Source organism: Pseudomonas sp. B19125, assembly GCF_044218855.1.
GTDB lineage: Bacteria > Pseudomonadota > Gammaproteobacteria > Pseudomonadales > Pseudomonadaceae > Aquipseudomonas > Aquipseudomonas edaphica.
In genome coordinates, this window is record NZ_CP162589.1 from 3,179,075 (window position 1) to 3,206,063 (window position 26,989).

General features: G+C 62.0%; 28 protein-coding genes. 18 read left to right on the top strand and 10 right to left on the bottom strand.

Annotated features, from left to right (window positions below; translation table 11 throughout):
- Positions 1-66 precede the first annotated feature (66 nt).
- Positions 67-573, top strand: coding sequence for a GNAT family N-acetyltransferase (locus AB4P96_RS14625; protein WP_026013489.1), 507 nt, complete (start codon positions 67-69; stop codon positions 571-573).
- Here AB4P96_RS14625 and AB4P96_RS14630 read toward each other — a convergent pair.
- Positions 551-1,495: a GlxA family transcriptional regulator gene (locus AB4P96_RS14630; protein WP_395600945.1), complete on the bottom strand. Its 945-nt coding sequence runs from the start codon at positions 1,493-1,495 to the stop codon at positions 551-553. The genes AB4P96_RS14625 and AB4P96_RS14630 overlap by 23 nt on opposite strands.
- A 185-nt stretch (positions 1,496-1,680) precedes the next feature.
- Here AB4P96_RS14630 and AB4P96_RS14635 point away from each other — a divergent pair, with 185 nt between their 5' ends.
- From AB4P96_RS14635 to AB4P96_RS14645, 3 genes are all read left to right on the top strand, one after another.
- Entirely contained in the window at positions 1,681-2,289 is a 609-nt protein-coding gene (locus tag AB4P96_RS14635; protein ID WP_099549179.1) for a TetR/AcrR family transcriptional regulator, read from the top strand.
- Positions 2,286-2,963 (top strand): type 1 glutamine amidotransferase domain-containing protein, encoded by a 678-nt coding sequence (locus AB4P96_RS14640; protein WP_099549180.1) that lies wholly within the window; start codon positions 2,286-2,288, stop codon positions 2,961-2,963. The genes AB4P96_RS14635 and AB4P96_RS14640 overlap by 4 nt, the downstream gene beginning before the upstream one ends.
- 79 nt (positions 2,964-3,042) lie before the next feature.
- On the top strand, positions 3,043-4,167 hold the full coding sequence (locus AB4P96_RS14645) for an alkene reductase (protein WP_099549181.1): 1,125 nt from the start codon (positions 3,043-3,045) through the stop codon (positions 4,165-4,167).
- A 266-nt stretch (positions 4,168-4,433) separates the two neighbouring features.
- Here the strand turns inward: AB4P96_RS14645 and AB4P96_RS14650 are convergent, their stop codons facing one another.
- Positions 4,434-5,432 carry an NAD(P)H-quinone oxidoreductase gene (locus tag AB4P96_RS14650; RefSeq protein WP_099549182.1) on the bottom strand — a complete coding sequence of 333 codons (999 nt, stop codon included), beginning with the start codon at positions 5,430-5,432 and terminating at the stop codon, positions 4,434-4,436.
- A 186-nt stretch (positions 5,433-5,618) separates the two neighbouring features.
- Between AB4P96_RS14650 and AB4P96_RS14655 the strand changes: the two genes are divergently transcribed.
- Entirely contained in the window at positions 5,619-5,999 is a 381-nt protein-coding gene (locus tag AB4P96_RS14655; protein ID WP_026013490.1) for a DoxX family protein, read from the top strand.
- A gap of 55 nt (positions 6,000-6,054) precedes the next feature.
- Here the strand turns inward: AB4P96_RS14655 and AB4P96_RS14660 are convergent, their stop codons facing one another.
- The 4 genes from AB4P96_RS14660 to AB4P96_RS14675 all read right to left on the bottom strand — a co-directional run bounded on the left by AB4P96_RS14660 (position 6,055) and on the right by AB4P96_RS14675 (position 10,000).
- Positions 6,055-6,873 (bottom strand): alpha/beta fold hydrolase, encoded by an 819-nt coding sequence (locus AB4P96_RS14660; protein WP_395600946.1) that lies wholly within the window; start codon positions 6,871-6,873, stop codon positions 6,055-6,057.
- Positions 6,874-6,960: 87 nt separating this feature from the next.
- Positions 6,961-8,352, bottom strand: a complete 1,392-nt coding sequence (locus AB4P96_RS14665) for an alginate export family protein (protein WP_395600947.1) — start codon at positions 8,350-8,352, stop codon at positions 6,961-6,963.
- On the bottom strand, positions 8,349-9,242 hold the full coding sequence (locus AB4P96_RS14670) for a VOC family protein (RefSeq protein WP_176992604.1): 894 nt from the start codon (positions 9,240-9,242) through the stop codon (positions 8,349-8,351). Before AB4P96_RS14670 ends, AB4P96_RS14665 begins: the two co-directional genes overlap by 4 nt.
- Positions 9,243-9,427: 185 nt before the next feature.
- A complete protein-coding gene (locus AB4P96_RS14675) occupies positions 9,428-10,000 on the bottom strand; it encodes a LuxR C-terminal-related transcriptional regulator (RefSeq protein ID WP_138453870.1) in 573 nt (190 codons plus the stop codon).
- Positions 10,001-10,130: 130 nt separating this feature from the next.
- Between AB4P96_RS14675 and AB4P96_RS14680 the strand changes: the two genes are divergently transcribed.
- From AB4P96_RS14680 to AB4P96_RS14690, 3 genes are read left to right on the top strand one after another with little or no spacing between them, the layout of a single operon-like run.
- The gene (locus tag AB4P96_RS14680) at positions 10,131-11,309 is read left to right on the top strand and encodes an acetyl-CoA acetyltransferase (protein WP_395600948.1); all 1,179 of its coding nucleotides are present in this window, start codon (positions 10,131-10,133) and stop codon (positions 11,307-11,309) included.
- A gap of 3 nt (positions 11,310-11,312) precedes the next feature.
- Positions 11,313-12,848, top strand: a complete 1,536-nt coding sequence (locus AB4P96_RS14685; protein WP_395600949.1) for a class I adenylate-forming enzyme family protein — start codon at positions 11,313-11,315, stop codon at positions 12,846-12,848.
- Between the two features lie 38 nt (positions 12,849-12,886).
- Positions 12,887-14,209, top strand: coding sequence for an MFS transporter (locus tag AB4P96_RS14690; RefSeq protein ID WP_099549187.1), 1,323 nt, complete (start codon positions 12,887-12,889; stop codon positions 14,207-14,209).
- A gap of 4 nt (positions 14,210-14,213) precedes the next feature.
- Here AB4P96_RS14690 and AB4P96_RS14695 read toward each other — a convergent pair whose 3' ends face one another.
- On the bottom strand, positions 14,214-14,525 hold the full coding sequence (locus tag AB4P96_RS14695; RefSeq protein ID WP_017134601.1) for a hypothetical protein: 312 nt from the start codon (positions 14,523-14,525) through the stop codon (positions 14,214-14,216).
- Between the two features lie 202 nt (positions 14,526-14,727).
- Between AB4P96_RS14695 and AB4P96_RS14700 the strand changes: the two genes are divergently transcribed.
- From AB4P96_RS14700 to AB4P96_RS14715, 4 genes are all read left to right on the top strand, one after another.
- The gene (locus tag AB4P96_RS14700) at positions 14,728-15,384 is read left to right on the top strand and encodes a secretin and TonB N-terminal domain-containing protein (protein ID WP_395600950.1); all 657 of its coding nucleotides are present in this window, start codon (positions 14,728-14,730) and stop codon (positions 15,382-15,384) included.
- Complete coding sequence (locus AB4P96_RS14705; protein WP_017134603.1) at positions 15,381-15,926, top strand: RNA polymerase sigma factor; 546 nt, start codon at positions 15,381-15,383, stop codon at positions 15,924-15,926. The genes AB4P96_RS14700 and AB4P96_RS14705 overlap by 4 nt, the downstream gene beginning before the upstream one ends.
- A 37-nt stretch (positions 15,927-15,963) precedes the next feature.
- Positions 15,964-16,890, top strand: a complete 927-nt coding sequence (locus AB4P96_RS14710; protein WP_236462222.1) for a FecR domain-containing protein — start codon at positions 15,964-15,966, stop codon at positions 16,888-16,890.
- A 1,350-nt stretch (positions 16,891-18,240) separates the two neighbouring features.
- Complete coding sequence (locus AB4P96_RS14715) at positions 18,241-19,365, top strand: IS481 family transposase (RefSeq protein WP_017135449.1); 1,125 nt, start codon at positions 18,241-18,243, stop codon at positions 19,363-19,365.
- Positions 19,366-19,528: 163 nt separating this feature from the next.
- Here the strand turns inward: AB4P96_RS14715 and AB4P96_RS14720 are convergent, their stop codons facing one another.
- Both AB4P96_RS14720 and gspH read right to left on the bottom strand, forming a co-directional pair.
- Positions 19,529-20,140 carry a prepilin-type N-terminal cleavage/methylation domain-containing protein gene (locus AB4P96_RS14720; protein ID WP_017139660.1) on the bottom strand — a complete coding sequence of 204 codons (612 nt, stop codon included), beginning with the start codon at positions 20,138-20,140 and terminating at the stop codon, positions 19,529-19,531.
- Complete coding sequence (gene gspH / locus AB4P96_RS14725; RefSeq protein ID WP_026013888.1) at positions 20,137-20,589, bottom strand: type II secretion system minor pseudopilin GspH; 453 nt, start codon at positions 20,587-20,589, stop codon at positions 20,137-20,139. The genes AB4P96_RS14720 and gspH overlap by 4 nt, the downstream gene beginning before the upstream one ends.
- 93 nt (positions 20,590-20,682) lie before the next feature.
- Between gspH and AB4P96_RS14730 the strand changes: the two genes are divergently transcribed.
- Positions 20,683-21,114, top strand: a complete 432-nt coding sequence (locus AB4P96_RS14730) for a type II secretion system protein N (protein ID WP_169986412.1) — start codon at positions 20,683-20,685, stop codon at positions 21,112-21,114.
- Here AB4P96_RS14730 and gspI read toward each other — a convergent pair.
- Complete coding sequence (gene gspI / locus AB4P96_RS14735; RefSeq protein WP_017139657.1) at positions 21,101-21,466, bottom strand: type II secretion system minor pseudopilin GspI; 366 nt, start codon at positions 21,464-21,466, stop codon at positions 21,101-21,103. The genes AB4P96_RS14730 and gspI overlap by 14 nt on opposite strands.
- 148 nt (positions 21,467-21,614) lie before the next feature.
- Between gspI and gspG the strand changes: the two genes are divergently transcribed.
- The 5 genes from gspG to gspD are packed head-to-tail and all read left to right on the top strand — an operon-like array spanning position 21,615 to position 26,886.
- A complete protein-coding gene (gspG, locus tag AB4P96_RS14740) occupies positions 21,615-22,064 on the top strand; it encodes a type II secretion system major pseudopilin GspG (protein WP_017139656.1) in 450 nt (149 codons plus the stop codon).
- A gap of 8 nt (positions 22,065-22,072) precedes the next feature.
- Positions 22,073-22,978, top strand: coding sequence for a type II secretion system minor pseudopilin GspK (gspK, locus tag AB4P96_RS14745; protein WP_395600951.1), 906 nt, complete (start codon positions 22,073-22,075; stop codon positions 22,976-22,978).
- On the top strand, positions 22,975-24,060 hold the full coding sequence (gspL, locus tag AB4P96_RS14750; RefSeq protein ID WP_099549246.1) for a type II secretion system protein GspL: 1,086 nt from the start codon (positions 22,975-22,977) through the stop codon (positions 24,058-24,060). The genes gspK and gspL overlap by 4 nt, the downstream gene beginning before the upstream one ends.
- Positions 24,053-24,565, top strand: coding sequence for a type II secretion system protein GspM (gene gspM / locus AB4P96_RS14755; protein WP_099549247.1), 513 nt, complete (start codon positions 24,053-24,055; stop codon positions 24,563-24,565). Before gspL ends, gspM begins: the two co-directional genes overlap by 8 nt.
- A complete protein-coding gene (gspD, locus tag AB4P96_RS14760; protein ID WP_395600952.1) occupies positions 24,562-26,886 on the top strand; it encodes a type II secretion system secretin GspD in 2,325 nt (774 codons plus the stop codon). Before gspM ends, gspD begins: the two co-directional genes overlap by 4 nt.
- Positions 26,887-26,989: the final 103 nt, after the last annotated feature.

The window sequence follows — 26,989 nt, forward strand, 5'->3', positions numbered from 1 at the left end:
CAATGTATTGGCCTGCGCGCGTGTTTTGTGAACAATGGCGCCCTGCGTTTTGTCACCGAGAGCCCCATGCCTGAAACCACCGTTGAACTGATCCAGACTGGCCCCGAAGAGTCCGAGCTGATCCGCAACCTTTACCAGTATTACGCCTATGAGTCCTCGGACTGGGAACAGGAAGATGTCGAGGCGGATGGCCGCTTCTACATCCACGATGAGCACCTGACCCGTTACTGGCACGACCCGCAATGGAGCGCCAACCTGCTGCTGGTGGACGGTTATATCGCCGGCTTCTTGCTGATCGAAGGCAGCGAACTGCCAGGCATCGACGCCCTGGAACTGGCCGACCTGTTCATTCTCAAGCGCTACCGCCGCAAAGGCATTGGCCGTGCCATTGCCACCCAGGTGTTGAGCAGCGGCCAGGCCGATTGGCTGGTGCGTTTCTATGACCAGGATGAAGTGTCCCAGGCGTTCTGGCGTGCGGTGCTGGATGATTTGCCGCGCCCGGTGCAGACCCTGGAGCTGGAGGATGACCCGCAGTTGGTGAGTTACCTGATTACGCGAGCGGTCCTGCATTAAAGGCCTGTTGCATGGCCTGTGGCGGCTGCCCGAAGGCACGCAGAAACGCCTGGCGCATGCGTTCGCGGTCACCAAAGCCGGTTTCGCGGGCCACCACTTCGACCGGGTGGCGGCTGGTTTCCATCATCGCCCGGGCTGCTTCCACGCGCAGTGATTCGATGGCCTTGGCCGGTGTTTGCCCGGTTTCTTCGCGAAACACCCGGCTGAACTGGCGCGGGCTCAAGCGGGCAACCTCGGCCAGGGCTTCGACCGAGAGGTCGTGGGTCAGGTTTTCGCGGGCATAGGCCAGGGCCAGCTGCACGCGGTCGGATTTGGGGTCCAGTTCCAGCAGGGCTGACAATTGCGACTGCTCACTGCCGCGGCGTTGGGCGATCACCAGTTTGCGGGCGATGCGCCGGGCCAGGTCGCTGCCCAGGTCAGCCTCGACCATGGTCAGTGCCAGGTCGACGCCGGCACTCATGCCGGCGCCGGTCCAGATCTGGCCGTCGACCACGAACAGTTTGTCTTCCTCAAGCTGGATGTGCGGGTAGCGCTTGCGAAAGGCGGGCGCGTGGATCCAGTGGGTGGTGGTGCGCTTGCCCTCGAGCAAGCCGGCTTCGGCCAACACGAAGATGCCCATGCACAATGAGGCCACGCGCCGTGATTGGGCGGAGGCGGCCTTGACCAGTTCGAGCAGGTTGGCTTCCGGCAAGCGAAATTCCAGATAGCCGCTGACGATCAGCGTGTCATAGCCCTGCGCGCGGATCGGCGTGGTGTTCACCGAAAAGCCTTGGGAGGTCATCACGGCACCGCCGCTTTCCGACACCAGGTGAAACTCATAGGCCGGTTCGCCGCGCAGCAGGTTCGCGCATTCAAATACCGAGCCCAGGCTAAGGCTCAGGGATTGAAAGTTCGGGTAAACCATCAGCGCAACGCTGTGCATCATTGTTCTCCAAAAAACGCGGGCCAGGGCACGGGAGTGGCGATTGTCGGCGGGTGTCGGGTAAACGGCAACCGGCTTTGTGGCATGTCCGGAATCCTTGCGCATCTGACATTGTTGAAGGTGTGCGTGGCGCCTAACATCCCCTCAACGAACTAGACGACTGGTCTAATCGGACGGGAAGCGTGATGAACAACGAAACTAAAAGTACCCGGCAGGCGATTCTTGACACGGCGCAAGTGATTGTCGGCCGTAAAGGATTTTCTGCGGTGGGCTTGAACGAAATACTGCAAGCCGCCGAAGTACCCAAAGGCTCGTTCTATCACTACTTCAACTCCAAGGATGCCTTCGGCGTGGTGTTGCTCGACAGCTACTTCGACCACTACGTCAACGGCATGCAGCAGTTGTTCGATCAGCCTGAAGTGTCAGGTTTCGCCAAGTTGATGCGCTATTGGCACTCCTGGGTCGACAACCAGACCGGCTGCACCGATACGGGCAAATGCCTTGCCGTCAAACTCGGTGCCGAGGTGTCAGACCTTTCAGAGCCGATGCGTCTGGCCCTGCAGCGCGGCACTGCACGCACCATTGAATTGCTTGCCCAGGCCTTGCAGCACGGCATTGAAGACGGCTCGCTGCAGGCACAGCCACACCCCGAAAGCCTGGCCCGGCGCCTGTATGCGTTGTGGCTGGGGACCAGCGTCATGAGCAAGATCACCCGAACATCCGCGCCGTTTGATGAGGCGCTGCTGCTCACACAACACCTATTGCAACCCATCGATCGAGGCACTGGAAAATGAAAGTATTAATGGTACTGACCTCTCACGACCAGCTGGGCGATACCGGTCGTAAAACCGGCTTCTGGCTCGAAGAATTTGCCGCTCCGTATTACACCTTCAAGGACGCCGGTGCCGAACTGGTGCTGGCATCGCCGGCCGGTGGTCAGCCACCGCTGGACCCGGTCAGTGACCAGCCGGATGCGCAAACCGACGATACCCGGCGCTTTGCCGCCGATTCGGCCGCGCAGCAGGCCCTGGCCAACACGGTCAAGCTGGACTCGGTGAATGCTGCCGACTTCGACACGGTGTTTTACCCAGGTGGTCATGGGCCATTGTGGGACCTGGCCGAATCGCAAGCGTCGATCGCGCTGATCGAAGCCTTTGAGCGCGCCGGTAAGCCGATTGGTTTTGTCTGCCATGCGCCGGGTGCGCTGCGTCACGTCAAGGCAGTCAACGGTGAAACGTTGGTGAAAGGCCGTCGTGTGACGGGCTTCTCCAATTCCGAAGAAGCCGCCGTGGGCCTGACCGATGTGGTGCCGTTTTTGATTGAAGATGATTTCAAGGCACTCGGTGGCCTGTATGAGAAGGGCGCCGACTGGCAGTCCTTTGTGCTTGAAGATGGCTTGCTGGTGACGGGGCAGAACCCTGCCAGCTCCAGCGATGTGGCCAAGGCCCTGCTGAAACTCACCGCTTAAATTAACTAACCGTTGCAGGCATTGGCGGCTCTCAAGAGCCGCCAATGCTTTTGTTCGCCCTGAATTTGGACTTTTACTCATGACCATGCGTGTTTTAAATACCCCGGTAAAGCTGGGGCATCACAGCCTCAATAACCGGGTTGTGCTGCCGCCCTTGACCCGTCAACGCAGTGCGCAACCGGGTGATATCGCCACCGACCTGATGGCCGAGTATTACCGCCAGCGCGCCAGCGCCGGGTTCATGGTCAGTGAAGGCACACAGATCGAACCTCGCGGCCAGGGCTATGCGTGGACGCCGGGTATCTACACGCCCGCGCAGATCGACGGCTGGCGCCAAGTCACCGAGGCGGTGCATGCCGAAGGCGGGGTGATTTTCGCTCAGCTGTGGCATGTCGGCCGTGTGTCCCATAACGCCCTGCAGCCAGAAGGGTTGGCCCCGGTCGCGCCTTCTGCGTTGCGGGCGGAGCAGGCGAAAGCCTTTATCGAAACCGGCCCCGGCGTGGGTGAATTGAAACAGCCGCCGGTGCCGCGTGCATTGAGCGTGCTGGAGATTGAGGAGTTGGTTGGGCATTACGCACAGGCTGCGCGCAATGCCTTGGACGCCGGTTTTGACGGCGTGGAAATCCATGCTGCCAATGGTTACCTGGTCAACCAGTTCATCTCTGCCCATGCCAACCAGCGCGACGACGAATACGGCGGCTCGTTGCACAATCGCCTGCGCTTTTTGCGCGAAATCGTTGAAGCAGTGACGGCCGTGGTCGGGCCGGAGCGTCTTGGCGTGCGTTTTTCGCCGTTGTTCAGCGGCACTGATCAGGACCGCGTGTATATCGGCCTGGTGGAGGAAGACCCGCATCACACCTATATCGAGGCGATCAAGGTGCTGGAGGCGTCCGGCATTGCCTATGTGTCCATCGCCGAAGCCGACTGGGACAACGCGCCTGACCTGCCGGAAACCTTCCGCCAGGCGGTGCGCAACACCTTCAGCGGACGGATCATCTACGCCGGGCGCTACACCGCTGAGCGCGGTGCAAAGCTGCTGGAGGCGGGGCTGGCAGACCTGATCGCATTCGGTCGCCCGTTCATCGCCAACCCGGACTTGCCACAGCGGCTTTTCAACGGCTGGCCATTGAACCCGCTGCGGGCTGAGGGCATGTATGGCGGCTCTGAGCTGGGCTATACCGATTACCCGGTGTACGCCGGGTAAGTGCGCCAAGCCGCTGCGATGGCGGTGGTTCAGGTGGTTTATGTTTCGCCTGTGCCGCCGTCTTCGCAGCCTCGCCGGGGCTCGACAGCTCCCACATTTGAGCTTTGTCGCTGGGTGAATCTGCGTTCGATGCGATGGCCCTGCAAACCGAACCCCCAGCAACACAGCCGATTCCCTGTGGGAGCTGTCGAGCTTTAGCGAGGCTGCGAAAGCGGTGGGTCAGGCAACTTGTATGTCGCCTGTGCCGTCGCCTCGCCGGGGCTCGATTACTTCACTTGCAACACGATCTTGCCGATATGGTCCCCACCTTCCATGCGCGCATGGGCCTGGGCGGCGTCGGTGTATGCGTACACTTTGTCGATGATCGGCAGGCAGCGCCCGGCGGACAGCACCGGCCATATGTATTCGCGCAGTTGCTCAGCGATTGCGGCTTTCTCGTCCTTGGTGCGAGCGCGCAACAAGGAACCGGTGATGACTGCGCGTTTGCCGAGGATCGTCAGCAGGTCGACGTCATTGGCTTTGCCGCCGCCGAGGAATCCCAGCATCACCAAGTGCCCGTCCATGCCCAGGGCCTTGAGGTTGTTGTTCAGGTAGGAGGCTCCCATGATGTCGAGGATCACGTCGACGCCCTGGTCGCCGGTCTTCTTGGCGATGACCTCGGCAAAGTCCTGCTCGCGGTAGTTGATCGGCTCGGCGCCCAGTTTTGCAATCGCCGCGCATTTGTCGGCGCTGCCGGCGGTGGCGAACGCCTGGATGCCGAACTCCTGGCAGAGCATCAGCGCGGTGGTGCCGATGCCGCTGGTGCCGCCGTGGATCAAGGCGCGTTGGCCTGTGTGCGCGCCACCCAGGCCGAACAGGTTGGCCCAGACAGTAAAAAAGGTTTCCGGCACGGCAGCGGCTTGAATCCAATCCATGCCTTCAGGCACCGGCAGGGCCTGGCTGGCGGGTACGGCGCAGAACTGTGCATAGCCGCCACCATTGGTCAGGGCACAGACCTTGTCACCCAGGCTGTATTCACTGACGCCGTCGCCCAGCGCAACCACTTCGCCGGCCACTTCCAGGCCCGGTATCGGGCTCATGCCGGGCTTCATCGGGTACTTGCCGGCGCGTTGCAGGGCATCAGGACGGTTGACCCCGGCGGCATGCACGCGGATCAGAATTTCGCCGGGGCCGGGTGAGGGCACTGCAACCTGACGGGGCTGGAGAACCTCGGGGCCGCCGAAGGTGGTGATTTCAATCTGGGTCATGTCGTGGGGCAGAGTCATGTTTACGATTCCTGTAGCGATGAGCGTATGAAGTGGGACCGCAGCCTGGGGTGGTTGATTCAACCGGGGTAGTTTGTGTGGCGCCCAGCATAGCCGGCTCTTTGCCATAAGGTCAGCACAGGCTTGCAAGCTCGGGCGCGGCTCTGCGGACACAATCGACGTCGGTTTCTTTTATGGACGTTGCAGATGAATGAATCAAAAAGTCAGGCGCTTGGGCTGCTGTTTCTGCGAGTGAGTGCATCGCTGTTCTTGCTGTGGGTACATGGGCTGCCCAAACTGCTCCACTACAGCCAACAATTGACGCTGATCGAAGACCCGTTCCACCTGGGTGCCAATGTCACGTTATGCCTGGCGATTGGCGCTGAAGTCGTCTGCCCGTTGTTGATTATCGCCGGGGTCTGGGTGCGCCTGGCCTGTTTGCCGATCCTTGCAGTGCTGCTGGTGGCTTTGCTGGTAGTGCACCCGCAGTGGTCGCTGTTTGAAGGGCAGTTTGGATGGCTGCTGTTGATCCTGTTTTCCAGCATTCTGATCGCAGGGCCCGGTCGCCTGGCACTTGATCACGCCTGAACAAAAAAAGGCCGGGCAAGCCCGGCCAAAGAAAGGAGAGGGTGACGCCGTTGCTTCAGCGGTTGAGGAAGGCCAACAGGTCTTCGTTCAACTGCTGGGTGTGAGTGGCGGCAAAACCATGCGGCGCGTCCTTGTACACCTTCAATTGCGCGCCTTTAATCATCTGCGCCGCCACCTTGCCGGTGGTCTCGAACGGCACGATCTGGTCGCCATCACCGTGGATCACCAGGGTCGGCACATCGACCTTGGTCATGTCCGGGCGGAAGTCGGTTTCGGAGAATGCCGTGACGCAATCAACCGTCGATTTGAGCGATGCCAGCAAGGCGATCTGCAAGGTCTGGGTAAGCACGCCCGGCGAGACCTTCTGCCCCTGGTTGATGCCAAAGAACGGGGTATTGAAATCGCTGATAAATTGCGCGCGGTCCTTGAGTAGCCCGGCCTTGATACCGTCAAATACATCGGCGGGCACACCTTGCGGGTAGTCTGCTTTCTGACCAAAGATCGGCGTCACGGCACCCAGCAATACCAGGCCGGCTACGCGTGCGTTGCCATGGCGGGCAATGTAGCGAGCGACGTCGCCGCCGCCCATGGAGAAGCCCACCAGGGTCACGTCGGTGAGGTCCAGGTGTTCAATCAACTGGGCAATATCGTCGGCGAAGGTGTCGTAGTCATTGCCGGTCCATGGTTGGTCGGACCGGCCAAAACCACGGCGGTCGAAAGCGATGGTGCGAAAGCCGCGGCTGCTCAGGTATTCCATCTGGTATTCCCACATATCCGCATCCAGCGGCCAGCCGTGGCTGAACAATACAGGTTTACCGCTGCCCCAGTCCTTGAAGTAGATCTGGGTACCATCTTTGGCAACGAATGTGCTCATGCATAACTCCTTTATTGAGGGGGATGACTGCGCGTTACTATTGCCCTGCACGTGTCGAAGGGCTTGTACACCTGTGCTTGCTTGGGTTTACCAACTGAATTTGAGCTCGACTCCCAGGTAATTGCTGTCGTCACCACCGGCCTCGCGCAGGGTGCGGCCCACCGCGTAATGCACGGCTTCCACCGCGCCGGTAAGGTTCGGTGTGAAGTCATAGTCGGTGCGCAGCTGAGTGTAGGCGCCGGTCCAGCGTTCACCTTTGCCTGCAGTGCCGGCCACGGGCAAGTTCGGTTGGGTATAGACCGCGTCTTCGGTGGTCTGTCGCCAGAGCAGGCCGATGGCAGTCTGTACGCTCAGTTTGGCAATGGGCTTGACGGTGATCGACGGTTTGACGTGGATCAGGTTGCTGTAGCCCGTATAGCCGGCCAGTGAAAAATAGTAGCCGTTGGGAAACAGCGGGTTGAACGTGCCGACGGTAGCGTCACCCGCTTTGCGGTCGCCGGAGGCGATATCCAGTTGCACGCCGAGCCGTGGTTTCCATGCCAGGCCGTCAAGCGTGTAGCCCGTACGGCTGCCAGCGGCCCACGCCCGAATCGACTTGCTCCCCACCGACCCCCTTTGCAGCATCGCCTCGATGTCCCAATCGAAGCCCCGGGCCACACCGCCCAGGCGGGCGTCGAACAGCTGGCGGGTTTCCTCGCCGTCGGCGTCCAGGTAATGCGCAGCGCTGCGTTCATACACGCCGTAGTAGGCCGACAACTCATTGCTGCCGCCCACCAGTCGCTCGACCCGCAGCAGGTGAAAGCGAGCGTCGCTGTTGGAGCGGTCGTCAAAGTGTCTCTCGTCCTGATACTGCACCGGCTGGCTGGCGATCGCGATAAAACGCCAATGGGTGGTTTCCCAGTCGGCCCAGAGCGCGTCGAACGACTGGCGCACATTCGGCCCATCCCGCGACGAGATAAAACGCTGCAAGTCGAAGGCGAAGTCCTGGCGGCCGATACGGCCCTTGAACGTCCCGCTGCTGAAGGTGTTCACGTACTCGGCAAATGCCAGCCGCAAGTCGACACGGTTTTGATCGGCACCACCCACTGTGGTTTTGTCGTACGCCCGAGCATCTTCGAGTTGGGTGAACACCCGCCAGTTTTCGTCCAGGTGCAGGTCCGCGTGGATCTCAAAGCGCTGGATCAGGTAGCGATCACGCTTCACATCGCGCACGCCGAAGCCACTGGCATCGTTCATCTCGAAGCGTTCGCGCAAGCTCGCGCCCAACGACAGGTACGTCAACGGGTTGGTGCTTGACAGCGGGATGTACTTCAAGTTGTCCAGAGGTTGCGTGCGCAGCACCGGGTCTTGCAGCACCGACCAGTTTTCCTGCCAGCGGTTGGTTTTGAGCACCGGTCGGGTGGCTTGCTCCTCTGCGTGGGCGCTGGCGGTGAGCAGCGGCCACAGCACGGCCAAGCCCCAGGGGGTATGACGATTCATTTTGTCGCGCTGAGCTGGTGAATTTCCGCGACGTATCCACCGGGAAATTCGACCATTGCGCTGCGCCGCCCTTTGCTCGCGAACGCCGGTACCAGCACAGTGGCGCCAGAGCCTGTGGCTTTGGCCAGGGTAGCCGTCAGGTCGTCGACTTGGTAACCGGTGGTCTCATGGCCGAACGGGTAGGGCAGTTGGCCATTGGTCACCAGTACGGCCATGCGTCCGAACGGCGATTGCAGGTCGACACGCCGGTAGAGGCCGCCCTGGCCGATATCGATACCCGGCGCGTGTTTGTCGTCAGCCAGGACCTTGCCATGGGAAAAACCGAGGAAAGCGTTGATAAACGCCTCGGCCCGCTCGGCTGGCAGGTAGACGCGGTTTTCCGGCACCGTCTGGAACCCTGCGTAGTTCGGGGCCTGGGTGTGCCAGTAGAGCTGCATGTTCACACCGCCCGGCCACTGCACCACGGCATCGCGGCCGATGGGGTCGGGAAAGTCACTGACAATTACGGCTGCACCATTTTCCCGTGCGGCCTTGAGTGCCACGTCCATGTCTTTGACCAGATAACCGTTGCGCTCCTGGCCAAACGGATGTGGGATAGGTGTGCTGAAGCCGAACAGTGACACCGTACCGACTGGCGTCTGCAGCAATTGCGAGGTGGTACTGCTTGGCACTGGCAGTACGTTCACCACCACCTGTGGGGTACTTTTGCCACCGAAGGTCGCGAGGAAGCTCGTGGCAAAGCGGTCCACATCAGCGGGTGCCACGTAGACGTGGCTGGTGTCGTATTGCGGTGCCACTGCCACGCTCGGCTTTGCCGCAAACGCGCTGTTCATCATGGCCCCGACCAACAGCGTCAATGCCAGGCTTACCGTATTCGCGTTTCTACCCATGCCTGCTCTCCAGCCGTTTTTGGAAAGTCAGGAGCTTAGGCGGCCGGCACGGATGCGAATTGTACGGGCGTGCTCGATGGAACACTTGAGGCGGGAAAGTCACAGGGCATGACAGGTGCGTTTTTCAGCGCGCAGCACTGCTGTAGCTTCGAGTGATATCGCAACCCGACAAAAATCTACCTCCGTCAGGCCACCATAATAATTTTCGACACCAATTCCACCACCGTCTTGGCCTGCAACTTTCTCATCAAGCGCGCCCGGTGCACCTCCACCGTGCGGTGGGAGATCGCCAGGCGCAAGGCGATTTCCTTGGACTTGAGGCCATTGACGATGTGCATGGCGATTTCCCGCTCCCGTGGCGTGAGGTCGCCGGTGCCCTGGTGGGTGCGGTCCAGGCGTTCGAAGTGCCAGATCATCAGCTTGAACGGGTCTTTGGGCGTAAGGGTGTAGCCGTGGGACCTGGCCCAGAACACTTCGCCGTTGTGGTGCTGCATGAAACGTTCGTCGGAGTAAAAGCCGTTTTCGCTTTCCAGCAGCCATTCATGGCTGCGCTTGCCAATGGCGTGGTAGTCAGCCTGGGAAGGGTAGATCAGCAGCGTCAGCTGGTTGACCAATGCGTCGCGCGAATAGCCGAACAACTGCAGGAAAGCCTCATTACAGTCGACCATTACGCGGTTGCGGGTGACCAGTTGCGGCGCGGGGGAGAGCTGGAACGCCAGGCGTTCTATGTCGTGGAACTGCTGTGCAAACGCGTTCATTGGGCATCCTGCCTCGTCGCTTTTCTCAACTGGGGCTACTTAGCCATGTAAGTAGTTGCACGAATTGGCGCGCGCCCAACGGTGGGTCATTGTAGGTAAATGTCCGCGCCAAAAATAGAAGAAATTGATTATGCCAGCTGATTGCGTCTCCATTGTTGCTGCCGGTCATTCACGTTTTGGTCGCCTTGAAGGCACCCGCCTGGAGGATCTGATCGTACAGGTCACCCGCGAAGCCCTGAAGGACGCGGCGATTGACGCGAGCGAGATCGACGCGTTGTTCCTTGGCCACTTCAACTCCGGGTTGGTGCCCGACGGGTTCCCGGCCTCGCTGCTGCTGCAGGCCGACCCTGGGCTGCGCTTCAAACCGGCGACCCGCTGTGAAAACGCCTGCGCGTCCGGCTCGGCGGCAATCCTGGCCGGGGTCCAGGCGATCCTGTCCGGCAGCGCCGAGCTGGTACTGGTGGTGGGCGCGGAAAAGATGACCCACACCACCACCGCCGAGGTGACCCAGGCCTTGGCCGGCGCCGGCTATCAGAACGACCCGGCCGAAGCGGGCTTGAGTTTCCCGCAGCTGTTCGGCCGTGCGGCGCGCCAGTATGCCGAGCGCTACCACTGCCCGTTGGGCTCGATGGCGGCCATCGCCACCAAGAACCACTCCAACGCCATGGCCAACCCGCTGGCACAGATGCACCGGGTGATGGATTTCGAGCACTGCAACAACGTGTCCAAGAGCAACCCGTTTGTGGCCGATTCGCTGCGCCTTACCGACTGCTCGCTGATCAGCGACGGCGCCGCCGCGATCATCCTGGCCTCGCCCAAGCGCGCGCGGGCGTTCCGCCGTGATGTGCAGATTCGTACACTGACCCAGGTCAACGATTGCCTGCCGATTGCCCAGCGCGACATCCTCGCGTTTGAAGGCCCGCAACGCGCGATTCATGCGGCGTTGCGCGGGGCGAATATCACCCTGGCCGACCTGAGTTTCGCCGAGGTGCATGACTGCTTCACCATCGCTGAGCTGCTGATCTACGAGGCCATGGGCCTGGCGCCCAAAGGTGAGGGGCACCGTGTGCTCGACAGCGGTGTGGTGCGCGCGGGCGGGCGGTTGCCGGTGAACCTGTCCGGCGGGCTCAAGGCCAAGGGGCATCCGGTGGGCGCCACCGGTGTGTCGATGCATGCCCTAGCGTTTCGCCAGTTGACCGGCGAGCCGATCGGCCTGGCGGTACCCAACCCCGAATTCGGCCTGGTGTTCAATATGGGCGGGATGGCCGTGGCCAACTATGCCTCGGTGCTGCACGCGCGTCGGAGCTGAACCATGAACATTGCCAACTGGCTGCACGACACCCAGCGCCGCGATCCGCTACGCCCGGCGTTGTTTGAGGGCACGCGGCAAGTCGCCGACTACGCGACCTTCACCGCCCATGTCCGTCAACGCGCTGCGCAACTGGTCGATCAATATGGCCTGGTGCCGGGCGATGCGGTAGCGCTGCTGATGAAGAACAGCTGCGACTACCTGGAAGTGCTCTACGCCGTCTGGTGGCTGGGTGGCGTGGTGGTGCCGATCAACGCCAAACTGCACCCGGCAGAGGCTGCATGGATTGCCACCCATGCCGAGGCCCGCTTGATCTTTACCGACGGCGGCCGGGTCTTCGCGTCATCCCGGGACTTGCCTGCGCGCTGCAAGGAGCTGGACGCTCACACGCTGCCGCCGACCCGTGGCTGGCCGACGCTGGAGCAGCCGGTGCCGCGCCTGGACGAGGACCTGGCCTGGCTGTTCTACACCTCCGGCACCACCGGGCGCTCCAAGGGCGTGATGTTGTCCCACGGCAACCTCATTGCGATGTCGCTGTGTTACCCCACGGATGTCGACGCGGTCAGTGCCGACGATGCAGCCGTGTATGCCGCGCCGATGTCCCACGGTGCGGGGCTGTACAACTTCATCCATGTGCGCTGCGGCGCCCGGCATGTGGTGCCGGCTTCCGGCGGTTTTGATGCCGGCGAGTTATTTGGTCTGGCTACGGAGCTGGGCAATGTATCGCTGTTCGCCGCACCGACCATGGTCAAGCGCATGGTCGAACAGGCGCGGCGCCAGGGTTATGGCGGCGACGGCATCAAGACCATCGTCTACGGAGGCGGGCCGATGTACCTGGCCGACCTGTGCGAGGCGCTCGACACCTTCGGCGCGCGCTTGGTGCAGATCTACGGCCAGGGTGAAAGCCCGATGACCATCAGCGTATTGCCACGCGCTCTGATCGCGGACCGCCAGCGCCCAGGCTGGTCAACCTTGGCGGCGTCTGTTGGCCATGCGCAAGCCTGTGTCGAAATCCGTATTCTGGATGCCCGGCACCAACCGCTGCCGACCGGCGAGCGCGGTGAGATCGCCGTGCGCGGTGCCACGGTGATGCAAGGTTATTGGCGCAACCCGCAGGCCACCGCGCAAACCCTGGTGGATGGCTGGTTGCTCACCGGCGACATCGGCTTTCTCGACCTGGCCGGCTTCTTGACCCTCACCGATCGCTCCAAAGACGTAATCATCACTGGCGGCAGCAATGTGTACCCGCGTGAAGTCGAGGAAGTGCTGGTGCAGCATCCCGACGTGTCCGAGGTGTGTGTGGTGGGTGAGCCGGACGCGCAATGGGGCGAGTCAGTGGTGGCCTTCGTGGTTACACGCAGCGGGCAGGCGTTGGATGAGGCCGAACTCACCGCGTGGTTTCTGCAGCGCATGGCGTCATTCAAGAAACCCAAAAAGTATGTGTTCAGGGCCGATTTGCCGAAGAACAGCTACGGCAAAACCCTCAAGACCGACTTGCGGCAGTGGTTGAAAGCAGCGAGTATCGCCGCGCTTTCCTAGCTTTTCATGGACAGAACAACCGACAAGGAGTCCCTTCGATGGGCAATACAGCGCAAGACACGCAGCGCAAGCGCCGCCGTGCATTCCTCGGTGCCACCTCCGGCCACTTGATCGAGTGGTACGACTATGGCGTCTACGGCTTTCTCGCCGTGTACATCGGCCAGGCGTTTTTCGTCTCCGACGACCCCACCACCAGCCTGCTCGCCAGTTTCGCGGCGTTTGCCCTGAGCTTCTTTATCCGGCCGTTGGGCGGGCTGTTCTTCGGCCCGCTGGCGGACAAGATCGGCCGGCGCAAAACCCTGATCATGGCGCTGGTGATGATGACCGGCTCCACTGTAATGCTGGGCCTGTTGCCCACTTATGCGACCCTTGGTATCGCCGCGCCGATCCTGCTGATTCTGGTGCGCTGCGTGCAGGGCTTTTCGGCGGGCGGCGAGATCGGCACCGTCACCAGCTTTATCTCCGAATACGCCGGCCCCGGCCGCCGCGGTTTTGCCACGTGCTGGTTGATGGTTACCGCCGTGCTCGGCCTGCTGCTGGGTGGCGCCGTGGCGAACGGCATGACCTGGATTCTGGGCGCCGACACGATGCAGGAATGGGCCTGGCGCGTGCCGTTCCTGATCGCGGCGCCGCTGGGGTTTATCTCCATGTATATCCGCCTCAAGCTCGAAGACAGCCCGGAGTTTCTGGCCCTGCAACGCGCCGGGCAAACCTCCCGCGCGCCGCTGCGCGAGGTCTGGCAGTGGAAACGCGCCATCGCCCTGGTGTTCTTCATCATTACCTTGCACAGCTCGATCTTTTACCTGGTGCTGACCTTCGCCTCGACCTACATGGCCAAGATCCTCAAGTTCGACAGCGGCACCACCTTGCTCTATGTGTTTGTCGCCAGCTTCTCGGCGGCATTCGTGATGCCGTTTGGTGGCGCCTTCACCGACAAATACGGGCGCAAGCCGTTTCTGATGGTGATCGGCACCCTGGCCACGCTGGCGATGTTCTGGCTGTTCAAATCGGCACCCACCGCCACGCCCGCGTCGTTCTTCGCGCCGTTGATGGCCGTGGCGATCCTGTTCGGGCTGTACGCCTCATCCACCTACGCGCTGATGAGTGAGTTGCTGCCCACGCGCATCCGCTCCACCGGGATTGCCGTGGCCTATAACGTGCCGGTCGCGGTGTTTGGTGGCAGCGCGCCGCTGATCTCCACCTGGCTGATCAAAGTGACGGGCGACATTACTTCACCGTGGTACTTCTACGTGGCCACCGGTGTGGTATCGCTGATTGCCCTGGTGGTGTTGCGCAAAGAAGATTTTGTTGCCAGCGGTAGCCCGGTGGTTGTGCCGCCTGCGGCTGCGGCGTTGGCCTGATTGCTCAGGGGCGTTGGGGTTTTACCGACGTCCCGAACGTATTGCCCATGCGGTTACTGGTCGCCGCCGGCGTGGCCAACCCCACCTGGTTCGGCGGCCGCTTGTGTACCGGGAGGTTCTGCGCCTCGCGGTTCTTTTGCGCGGCCTTGGCCGCGTCCGGGTCATTGCCCATTTGCTGGCTCAGGCAGCCATAGTCGGGCGCCTTGTACCCATCTACCGTGACTTCCGTGCAGCCTTTGGCAGCGGTTTCGGCGTGGGCGGCCAGTGGCAATGCGACGCACAGCAACAGGCCGGCGAATGGGGTGTAACGCTTCATCGGAGCCTCCTGGCAGGCCCGCACAGAGGGGCCGTTAGTGTTGCGAAGTGTAGTTCAGCGGGCTTGCCGTCACCGTGATGTTTTTTTTGCTATCACCGTAACATCAGGTTCATAAACGGGCCTCAGGATGACGGTTTTCAAGGACACGTCAGCCGTGCAGCGATGCCGCGTGGGGGGTGAACAGGGAGGCTGGAAGCGCGCCATGGGTGCCCTGGCCTTGCTGTTGCTGTTGGTTGGCATAACGCCCGCCAGCGCCGCGCCATCGCTGCTGACATTGGACCTGCCCGCGCAGGACCTGGAACACGCACTGCATGCCTACAGCCGCGCCACCGGGATGGCGGTGCTGGTCGACCGTGAGTTGACGCGGGGCCGGCGCTCCATCGGTGTGCGCGGGCGGTTCACTGCGCAGGAGGCGCTGGCGGTGCTGCTGACGGGGAGTGGGCTGATGGCGCGTTATGCACGTGATGATGCGGTCACCCTGCAAGTCCCGCCGACCCCGGCGCCTTTGCTGCGGGGAGCGTCAGCGCGCAATACGGCACGCATCAACACCAGTTACGCCGCCGCGCTGCAACAGGCGATCGAAGCCAGCCTGTGCCGCTCACCACTGACCCGGCCCGGCAGCTTTCGGGCGTTGGTGCAGGTGTGGGTCAACGCTGATGGCGTGATTGAACACAGCCGGCTGGTCAGCTCCACCGGCGACGAACAACGCGATGAAGCACTGGTGCGCAGCCTTGGGACAACCCGGGTCGAACGCCCGGCACCCAGCGCGCTGCGCCAGCCGGTGACGTTACTTTTGATGCCCGACACAACAGGAATACGCATGGAATGCACAGCAGGGACGGGAGCCGCGGGCGTATGAAGAACACCGGGCACAGTGCGATGGTCAGTCTGTTTCTGGCCTCCTATGAAGACTTCAAGGTGCGCCTGCGCAAACGCTTGGGCTCGGAGGACCTGGCCAATGATGTGCTGCACGAAACCTACCTGCGGGTCGACCGCATGGACGTGCCGCCGAACCTGCAACAACCCAACGCCTACCTGTACCGCATGGCCCTGAACATCGCCGCCGACCGCCGCCAGGCGGATGCGCGCTTGCTCACCGGCAGTGAAGTCGAGGCGTTGCTGCAAAGCGCCGATGAGGCCCAGGACCCTTCGCGGGTGGTGGGTGGCCAGCAAGAGATCCAGTCGTTGGTCAAAGCCCTGTACGAACTGCCGGCGCGCCGACGCAAGATCCTGATCGCTGCGCGCCTGGAAGAAGCGCCGCACCTGGAAATCTCCCAGCGCTTCGGTATTTCCACGCGCATGGTAGAGAAGGAAATCAAGGCTGCTTTGGGCCATTGTGCCAAGCGCCTGGAAAGAAAAGTGATTCAGCGGTTCGGTCCCGGGGCCGGAAAACCGTCTTAGTGTCGAGTCCCTGATAAAACCGTGAGTATGTGCGCGCTTGAACATTTTCAGTTTCCCCTCCACCCGGCAATCGCCCGCTGACCCTGTGCACGAACAAGCCCGTGATTGGTTGCTGTTGCTGACCTCGGGCCGGGCCACCGTGGCTGATGCCAAGGCGCTGCAGGCCTGGGTCGCGCAAAGCCCGGCGCATGCCCAGGCGTTCGAGCAGGCCAAGCTGTTGTGGCGGCAATTGGGCGCGGCCGCCGAACAGTCGGCGCCGCACCGTCAGTTTGGGCGTCGTGCGTTCCTGGGTGGCGCGATTGCGGCCACGGCGGCAGTGGTGATGGTGCGTGTGGGCGTGCCGGGCGGGTTTGCCGGATTGAGGGCCGACTATCGCACCGAGGTGGGTGAGCAGCGCCAGGTGCTGTTGAGCCAAGGCGTCAGCCTGGAGCTCAACACACAGACGCGTATCAGCCGGGTCGGGCAGGGGATTGAGTTGCTTGAAGGCGAAGTCGAAGTGCTTGCACAGCTGGCGCAACCGCTCAAGGTGCAGGCCGGCGAGGGCTGGGTGACTGCGGCGCAGGCGCGGTTCAATGTGCGCAACACCGACCGCAATGTGTGCGTGACCTGTATCGAGGGTTCGCTGACGGTGGATGTTTCCGGGCGCAGTGTGCGCTTGGACAGTGGCCGGCAACTGACTTATGGCGCGGGTGGTGTGGGCGAGCCGATTGGGGTGGATGCGCAGGCGGTCGTCGCTTGGCGTGAACAGGTGCTGGTATTTAACAACGCGACATTGGCGACGGTGGTGGATGAGATCAATCGTTATCGGCCGGGGATGTTGGTGTTGCTTAACAAGGAACTGGGGCAGCGGCGGGTGCAGGCGCGGTTCAGTTTGCAGCAATTGGCAGGCGTGGCGCTGTTGATTCGGGATGCGTATGGGGCCAAGTGTACTGAGCTGCCGGGTGGGGTGGTGTTGCTCAGTTGATCGTTCCCGCGCTCTGCGTGGGAATGCCGCCATGGACGCTCTGCGTCCGCTTTTAAACACTGCTTGGTGTGTAGGATTTTTTCCTCGGTGATTGTAGGTGTCTTCTCGTTGTGTTTTTTCGGCCTCTTTGAACAGCTGCCCAATCCCACGGGCGGTGTTTATAGTCACTGCTGGGAAAAAGCACGGCAGGGAGCCGATCCTTCATGAATATCTGCAATAAGCATCTTCAGGGGCAGGCGGCACAGCCAACTTGTCTTGTGCATTCGGGGCACCGCCTGCGGGTGGCGCTCAAAGCGTGCGAAATTCCTCCGACGGCGTTTGCCGAGTGGTTGCGTATTAGTCCGCAACGTTTGAATAATTGGTTTTTGCGGGGTTTGCCGGATGTGCATCTGGAGGGGCTGGCGAGCGCGTTGAGTTTGAGCAGGGTCTGGCTTGAGACTGGGGAGGGGGAGCCGTAGGTTGGGGGTATATCCGTTATTTGGGTAACGGCGGCTATTGGTTCCGCTCTTACAGCGGGTCACTTTTGGCAAACGCCCCAAAAGTAACCAAAAGGTCTTCGCCCCACCACTCGGTGCCTCGCTTAGGCTCGGCATGCCCTCACTCCGGCTTGAATCCGTGGGCCGCCGCGATGGGCCATCCTTGGCCCAGCGCGGCTAACCCGGCGTCCTGCCGGGTTACCCACGGATTCAAGCCTGCGTTCGGCCATCGTGGTTAACGGGGCGCCTGAGATCAAAAGCAGATCAAGATCAAGATCTACAGCACGGCGGCCTGAAAGCCGACCTGAGTGGTTGGATCAAAAGCGAAAAGCGAAAAGCGGATTTGCATACACTGAAGAGCTGCTTTTCTGTGGGAGCTGGCTTGCCTGCGATGCAGACACCTCGGTACATCAGGTACAACCGGTTGATGCCATCGCAGGCAAGCCAGCTCCCACCTTTGACCGAGTATGGCTCTGCTGTTGCTGTTGCTGTTGCTGTTGCTGTTGCTGTTGCTGTTGCTCTGGCTCTTACATCCTTTTCGATGACGAAGTCAGCGGTCTTTTGATCTGCGCTTTTGATCTTGATCTGAAATCGCCCCGTCAAACACGATGGCCGGAATTCGACAGTGATTTGGGGGGGTAAACCGGCAGGGATGCCGGTTTAGCCGCGCTGGGCCAAGGATGGCCCAGCGCGGCGGCCCCCCAAATCACTGTCGGATTGCGGGCATGCCGAGCCACAGCGAGGCACCGAGTGTTGGGGCGAAGACTTTTTGGTTACTTTTGTGTCTTTATGTACGGACCGGACACATGGTTGACGGGTGTGCGGGGACATGGTGGACACTTCTCGGCGAAGCCAGCTTCGCCGGGAGGCCATCATGCCCTGGAACACGAGAGACGCCATGAGCCTAAAACAAGAGTTTGTTTCATTAGCAAAGAAACCCGGCAGTAATAAGCGAGAGCTGTGTCGACGATTTGGTATAAGTCCGCAAACCGCCTACAAGTGGCTAAAGCGTTACGAGGCCGGCGGCTCTGCGGGTTTGCAAGAGAAGTCACGCAGGCCCGCCAGCAGCCCCAAACTGACCCGGGCCGAGCTGGAGGCTGAGGTCGTTGCACTTCGCCAAGATCATCCGGCATGGGGCGGACGCACAATTAGCAGCATGCTGGACAAGCGAATTGCTCCCAGTACTGTCACTAATGTCCTGCACCGGCACAGCTTGATTAAGCCTTCAGAGAAAGAACCAGAGGCCCGGCTGAGATTTGAACATCCTGAGCCCAACGATCTTTGGCAGATGGATTTCAAAGGCCACTTTGCAATGCAGCAAGGCCGATGCCACCCCCTGACCATCCTGGACGATCATTCGCGGTTCAACCTGGCCATCCAAGCGTGTGATAACGAGCGAGGCACCACCGTAAAACAGAAGATGAGCGAGGTATTTGAAACTTACGGTTTACCGGCACGTATCAACGTCGACAATGGCGCGCCATGGGGCTCACCGCGTAATCCTGGCGAGATCACAGAGTTGAGTATTTGGCTGGTGCGTTTGGGAATTCGGATAAGTTTCAGTCGTCCCTACCATCCGCAAACAAATGGGAAAATCGAGCGTTTTCATCGATCACTCAAGGCAGAAGTCCTTAACGGGCGTCACTTTTCTACGCTAGCGGATGCTCAATCAGCATTCGATCAATGGCGTGAAATATACAACCTGCAACGTCCTCATCAGGCGCTGGAATACAAGGTGCCCATGGACCGCTATCGCAGCAGTCCTTGGGCTTATCCGCAAAAGCTACCTGAGTTTGAATACGGACCAGACGACGTGTTAGCCAAGGTTTATCACAGCCGTTTTCGCTTCCAAAAACGCTACTTCAGCATCGCAAAAGGCTTGGTAGGACAGCACATAGCAATCCGCCCGAACGCAGAAAGCGATGGTCTGTTCGACGTCTATTTCTGCCATCACTTTTTGCGAACAATCGACATTAGTAAGCCTGATTATGGTCAATAATGCGTCCACCATGTCCCCGCACATGTGTCAACCATGTGTCCGGTCCGTACATGTCTTTACAAAAGTGACCCGCTGTAAGAGCGGAACCATAGGCCGCCGTTACCGCAGCAACGGATATGTACACCGCCCACCGCCCACCGCCCACCGCGCCAAGGCAGTAAAGCTAACGCAACGGCCCCAACACCTGCCGATACCGCTCCACCCCCTGGGGCGTCTGCCTGACCAGGCTGATCTCCATGCCCAACGGATCCTCCCGCCGATTGCCACTCAACTGCCGCCAACCCTTGTCCGCCTCCCACACCCGCACCTGCACATCACTGACCCCGCTCAACACCACAACCCCGCCTTTGGCCGCCGGCAACGGAAAGCGCTCCCGCGCAGGCGCCGCCGCACGGTACAGGCTGTCGCCCTTGAGCCACCAGCGCACGCGTTGCAATCCATCTCCGGCCACCGGTGCACTGCGAATCACCTCCAGCGTAAAACCCTTGCTGTCGGAGCTGCGCACCGTCACGGCGGCCAACCCGGCAGGTTTGGCGGTGTCGTCTTCGGTTGGGCCAGGCGCGCTCAGTTCCACGCTGGCGCGCAGGCTGACATCGCGTTGCAGCTGGTTCAACGCCCGCAACAGCGCTTCTGTCTGCTCCGTGCTGGCCTGCAGGTGCTGGTCGGCGCGGGTCACGCTGTCGAGCCCACGCCAGGCGATCAGGCTGACCACCGCCATCAGCATGATCGCCACCATTACTTCGATCAGGGTGAAGCCTTGCTGGGATGGGTTCATGGTTGAGTCACCACACGCATCAGCCCGGCCGCATCGCGCTGCAGGCTGAGGCTGTATTGGCCATCGGACAGCACCACGCGCACCGGCGGGCTGATCCATTCGGCGTCGAGTACGAGCACCCGCCCGGGTTCGATTGAGACCTGCATCGGCGTGTGTTCCCACGGGCGCGGGCGCAGTTGGCTGTCGCCCTTGAAGGTCTCGATACCTGAACCGTCATCACTGCGGCGGTTGAAGCCAAAGCCCTTGGCGTCGGCGCGCCAGGTGATGGGGCGCCCGTCCGCACGGGCTTCAGCCTGGGCCACTTGCAGCAGTTGGCTCAGGCGTTCGGCATCCTTGCGCAGCAGGTGCAGCGGGTCGGGCTTGATGGTCAGGCTGATGGCGGCACTGGCAATGCCGATGATCACCAGCACCACCATCAACTCGATCAGAGTAAAGCCTTGCTGTTTCATCGCCCGACTCCTGAACAACTGGTGAGCTTGTGAAATAAAAACGTGCGAATTGGCCTGTAGGCTGAAAGCACGCACAGACAGGAGGTCCCGCTCATGGCATTTGCTCTTCGATTTTCGCCCGCCCACAGTGTGCAGGCGCTGGCCTTGTTGGCGGCCCTGGCCGGGGTGGCGGTGTGGACGCCGTTGCTGCTGACATCCGCCGAGTCCCACACGCCCCAGGCCGCGCCCCAGACGCTGGCGGCGCGCAGTGACAACCCGGCGTTGCAGTGGTTTGCCAGCGCGCCCTCGGCGTTGCAGGTCAAAGTCTCGGGCGTGCTCGCCGGCGCGCGTGGCGCGGTGGCGATCCTCAGCCTTAACGATGGGCCGCCGCGCAGCTTCCTGCTCGGCGAGCGTTTGAGCCCCGGTGTGCGGCTGACGGCCATTGAAGGTGATGGCGTGGAGATCGAGCGCGGCGGCGAGAAGCTGCGCGTCAACCTCGACAAGTTGCCGGACGCGCCCGCATTACCGTCACTCACTCGGCCATGACCTGGGTCGCCAGACGCGCCAGCGGCGGCGCTTCGCGGCTGGCATCGAGCACCAGCAGGCTGACCTGAAACAGGCGACCCTCGGCGTTGATGGTCTGCTCACAGCGCAGCTTCAGTCGGCCCTGGTCACAGTCGAAGGTCTTTTTGCCGCTGCGTAGCTGTCCGCCCAACCGCAGCTCCGCCAACCGACTTTGTCCGGCCAGCAACGCGATGGATTTGTCGCGCAGCAGGCCGTTGCTCTGGGTCATCAACCCGGCCACGCGCACGGCCGCCGCCATGGCCACAGCAATGATCGCCAGCGCCACCAGCACTTCAATCAGGGTAAAGCCTTGCTCCTTGCGGCGGCTGTACATGGCGCTCTCAAAGCCGGGAAACAGGCCCGCAGACTAGCGCCGGCAGTTGACCGATTAGCGACCAAACCTCCCGAGGATTTTCAATACGACTGACATGTGTTCTTGCAACACTGCGCCACGAAATGCACCCAAGCCAAGGAATGTCGAGATGGAAATCGCGCCCCTAACGTCCCCATTGCCAGGCCCGCGCGGCCAACGTGGCTTCACCTTGATCGAGATCATGGTGGTGGTGGTCATCCTCGGGATTCTGGCGGCGATGGTGGTGCCCAAAGTGCTCGATCGGCCCGACCAGGCACGGGCCACGGCGGCCAAGCAGGATATCGGCGGGTTGATGCAGGCGCTGAAACTCTATCGGCTCGACCACGGCAGCTACCCAAGCATGAACCAGGGCTTGAAAGTGCTGGTAGAACGCCCGGCCGACGCCAAGAACAGTAACTGGCGCGCCTACCTGGAGCGCCTGCCCAACGACCCGTGGGGCAACCCTTATCACTACCTCAACCCCGGCGCCAATGGTGAGGTCGATGTGTTCTCCCTGGGTGCCGACGGCAAACCGGATGGCGACGGCGTGAATGCCGATATCGGCTCCTGGCAGTTGTAAGGCCCGCCATGAACAGGCATTCGCCCGCAGCGGCGAAGCAGCGCGGCATGGCGATTATCAGCGCGCTGCTGATCGCGGCGGTGGTGGCGGTGATCGCCGGCGCCATGCTCACACGCCAGACCGTCTTCACCCGTAGCCTTGAGGCCGAGCAGCAGCGCGTGCAGGGCCAGTGGCTGTTGCTGGGCGCGCTGGAACAGAGCCGCCTGTTACTGTGGGACGCGCGTAAAAAGGATGTGTTGACCCGCCTCGACCAGCCGTGGGCACGCGCCCAGGGCGGTGTGTTTGAAGGGCGGCTGGAGGATGAACAGGGCAAGTTCAACCTGCGCAACCTAGTCAATCGCCAGCAACAAGATGACGAGCAATTGCAGCACTTCGAGCGCTTGTGTCGGCTGATCGGCGTCGACCCGGCCCTGAGCCGTCGCATCAGCCAGCGGGTAATCGGCTCCTATGACCAGCGTGTTGTACACAAAGGCGCGTCGGATGAGCGGCTGCCGGCCAAATACCCGATGCTGCGCAGCCTCGATGACCTCAGTGGTATTGAAGGCATCGACCCACAGGTGCTGCGGCGCCTGCACGCTTTTGTCAGCGTGCTGCCCGGCAACACCTGGGTCAACGGCAATACCGCCAGCGCCGAAGTGCTCAGCGCGGTGGTGCCGCTGCTCAGCCTGGCCCAGGCCCAGGCGCTGGTGGCCGAGCGCGACAGCGGGCGCTGGTTTATCAACCGTGGCGACTTTGTTAACCGTCTGCGCATGCCCCAAGTGGCGATGGATTCGGTGCAGGTGGGTATTACCAGCGAGTGGTTCCGTTTGCAGGGCCAGGCCCGTCGCGAGCAACGCCGAGTGACGATCGAGGCGTTGTTGCACCGGCCCGAAGACCGCCAGCCGCAGGTGATCTGGTCGCGGGTGGGTGTATGAAGCGTTTGCGCATTGGCTTGCCGCCACTTGATCAACTGACGGTCGACAGCCCGGTGAACTTTGCCTGGCTGGACGCTGGCAGGGTGATCGCCGAGGGCCGCGAAAGCCTGAAGCAATTGGGCAAGCCCCGCCAGCCAGTGGACTGCTTCCTGCACCCGCGTGACAGCCTGTTGACCAGCCTGGAGTTGCCGCCATTACCCGCCGCCAAAACCGCTGCCGCCGTGGCCTGCGCCGCGCAGGCATTGATTCTTGGGCCAATCGATCAGATGCAGGTGGCTCACGGCCCGCGTGGCAGCGACGGTCTTGTGCAGGTGGCCTGGGTGCCCAAGGCCGGGCTGGCGCAACTGAGCCAGGTACTGGCGCAGGTGCCGCTCAAGCTACGCGGCCTGTACCCGGCGCCGTATGCCTTGCCGGTGGCCACGGCGGCGCTGGACGATGGGCATTTGCTCACGCGACATAGCCTGCAACAAGCCACCGTGCATCCACTGGGGCAACACGCCCTGGATCAAACCCTTGATGTGCAGTTGGTCGAGGCCGCGCAGCGCTGGAGCGGCGCAGTGCCCGCCTGGGGTTTGCAGGGGCAGTTCAATCAACGTGCTACCGGCGGCTGGGGCAGGGCGCTGGCCTGTGCGGCGCTGGCCGTCGTTATCTGGACCGTTGGCCTGAACCTGTACGCCGCCCGCCAGGCCGAAGAAGGCCAGCGGCTGAAGGCGCTGATGAGCCAACAGGTGCGCCAGGCCTTTCCCGAGCTGCCGGTGATCCTCAACCCTCTGCAGCAGGTGCGCCAACAGTTGGCGGCGCGGCAAAGCGGGGCGGCGGCTGATCCCGGCCAACGCTTTACCAGCCTGCTGCAACTGGCGGGCAGCCACTTGCCGTTTATGGTCGGCAGTGTCGACAGCCTGAGCTTTGAGCAGGGCCGTTTGCACCTGGGCCTGTTGGCCGACAGCCATAGCCCGGCGGCGCAAGGCGACTGGCAGGCGGCGTTGGCGGAAGCCGGTTTTGCCGCGACCCGTGATGAGCAAGGTTGGACCCTGGGGCCGGCAGACAACACCGTCACCCCGGAGGAGGACGACGATGAATAAGTGGCAGCAGGTGCGCAGTCAGTCCCATGTGTTCTGGACTGGCCTGGCCGTGCGTGAAAGACGCATGTTGGCCGGTGCCGGGCTGATCCTGGCGAGCCTGCTGACCTGGCTGGTGCTGGTTCAGCCGGCGCTAAAAAAAATCGACTATTGGCAGGTCGAAACCCCGAAGCTGCGTTCCCAGGCCGAAGCCTTGCAGGTGCTGTTGCAGGGCGTCGCGGCGCCGCGTCAGGCGGATGAAACCGCGCTGCGCCAAGCCCTCGACGGCGCCGGCCTGCAAGGTCATTACCAACTGCAGGCGCTGGCTCCTGGTGGCTGGCGGCTGATCTTCGAGAAGGCCCCGGCCGACCTTGTGGTGGACTGGCTGCTGGGTAACCCCCGTTCGTTTTCTTTGGAAGTGTCCGAGGCACGCTTGCAACGCGCCCCGGATACCGTCGACAACTCGGCCGGCACTGTGTCCGGGACCGTTCGCATGGATCAGGCGCTTGGCGCTAAGGAAGCTTCATGAAGTGGTCAGTCCCCAACTCCGCGCCTTTTCGCAAAGTCGCGCCGCTGCTATTGCTGGCCCTGAGCGCGTGCAGTAACCCGCAGTCACCCAAGCCTTTGCTGGTGGACAGCGAGCTGGGCCAGCCATTGGCCGACACGCGGCGCGGCGGCGAAACCGTGCTGGACCGCCAGCGCGAACCCGCGCCGGCCCCCCGCGTGCAGCACCCGGTGACCAACAGCGCCCGTGGCCATGCCCCGGCGGTGCTCAAGGCGCGCAACCCGCTGGGTGACCAGCCGGTACAGCTGAATTTTGTGGACGCCGATATCCAGGCGGTGGTGCGTGCCTTGTCCCGCGCCACCGGCCAGCAATTTCTGGTGGACCCGCGTGTAAAGGGCAACCTCACGTTGGTCAGCGAAGGCCAGGTGCCGGCGCATCAGGCCTACGAGATGTTGCTGGCGGCGCTGCGCATGCAGGGCTTCAGCGTGGTGGATGTGGGCGGCGTCGCCCAGGTGGTGCCCGAGGCCGATGCCAAGTTGCTCGGCGGGCCGATCTACAGCGCCGGCAGCAGCGGCATGCAGACGCGTACCTTTCGGCTGCAATATGAAAATGCGGTCAACCTGATTCCGGTGCTGCGTCCCATTGTGTCGCCGAATAACCCGATCAACGCCTACCCCGGCAACAACAGCATCGTCATCACTGACTATGCTGAAAACCTGGCGCGGGTGGCGCAGATTATCGACGGCATCGACACACCCAGCGCCATCGACACCGATGTGGTGAAGATCCAGAACGGCATCGCCGTCGATATCGCGGCCATGGTCGCTGAATTGCTGGAAACCCAGGGTGCCGACCAGACGCAAAAGATCAACGTGGTGGGCGACCCGCGTTCCAACTCGATCATCATTCGTTCCGGCAGCCCCGAGCGCACAGAGCTGGCGCGTAACCTGATCTACAAACTCGACAATGCCCAGAGCAACCCGAGCAATATGCACGTGGTGTACCTGCGCAACGCCCAGGCGGGCAAGCTGGCGCAGTCGTTGCGCGGGCTGTTGACCGGTGAGAGCGAGTCCGGGGTCAGCGATGAGGCCCGTGGCAAACTCAGCTCGATGGGCGGCGGCTCCCAGAACAACCAGGGCAGTAATACTCAGAACAGCAGCGGCACGCCCACCGGCAGTGGTGTGCAGTCGTCGGGCTACGGCCAGTCGAGCAGTTCGGGCAGCAGCGCCAACAGCAGCACCCCCAGCGATCAGAACACTGCGTTCAGCGCCGGTGGTGTGACGATCCAGGCGGACGCTACCACCAACACCTTGCTGATCTCCGCGCCCGACCCGCTGTACCGCAACCTGCGCGAAGTGATCGACATGCTCGACCAGCGCCGCGCCCAGGTGGTTATCGAAAGCCTGATCGTTGAAGTCAGCGAAGACGACGCCAGTGAGTTCGGCGTGCAATGGCAGGCTGGCAACCTGGGCGGCAAGGGCGGTTTTGGCGGCGTTAACCTGGGCGGCAGTGGGCTGGTCACCACCGGCAAGACCAGCATTGATGTGTTGCCCAAAGGGCTGAATATCGGCTTGGTCAACGGCAGCGTGGATATTCCGGGGATCGGCAAGGTGCTCGACCTCAAGGTGCTGGCCCGCGCCCTCAAGAGCAAAGGCGGCACCAACGTGCTGTCCACGCCGAACCTGCTGACCCTGGACAACGAAGCAGCGAGCATTTTTGTCGGCCAGACCATTCCGTTTGTCACCGGCAGTTATGTCACCGGTGGCGGCGGCACCAGCAACAACCCGTTCCAGACCGTACAGCGCGAAGAGGTGGGGCTGAAGCTGAACGTGCGGCCGCAGATTTCCGAAGGCGGCACGGTGAAGCTGGATATTTACCAGGAGGTCAGCAGCGTCGACACGCGCGCCTCGGTGGAGGCGGGCACGGTGACCCAAAAACGCGCGATCGACACCAGTATTTTGCTGGATGACGGGCAAATCATGGTGCTCGGCGGGTTGCTGCAGGACGGCTATAGCCAGAGCAATGACGCGGTACCGTGGCTGGCGGATATCCCTGGGTTGGGGGCGCTGTTTCGCAATGAAAAGCGCAGCGTCACCAAGACCAATCTGATGGTGTTTTTACGCCCCTACATTATTCGCGACAGTGGCGCTGGGCGCAGTATCACCTTGAACCGCTATGAATTCATGCGCCGCGCCCAGGGCGGGTTGCAGCCGGAGCACAGTTGGGCGCTGCCGGATGTGCAGGCGCCGCAGTTGCCTTCGGTGGAGAAGGCGATTCCCGGGGCGCAGCAGCAGGGGCCAAGGGCGGTGATTCGGGCAGTGCCGGTTTCGCAGGTGCGGCCGTGATCTACCTGAAGTATGAAGATCAAACTGTGGGAGCTGGCTTGCCTGCGATGGCGGTGGGTCAGTTGAACATTTTTCAGCTGAAAGTCCGCTATCGCAGGCAAGC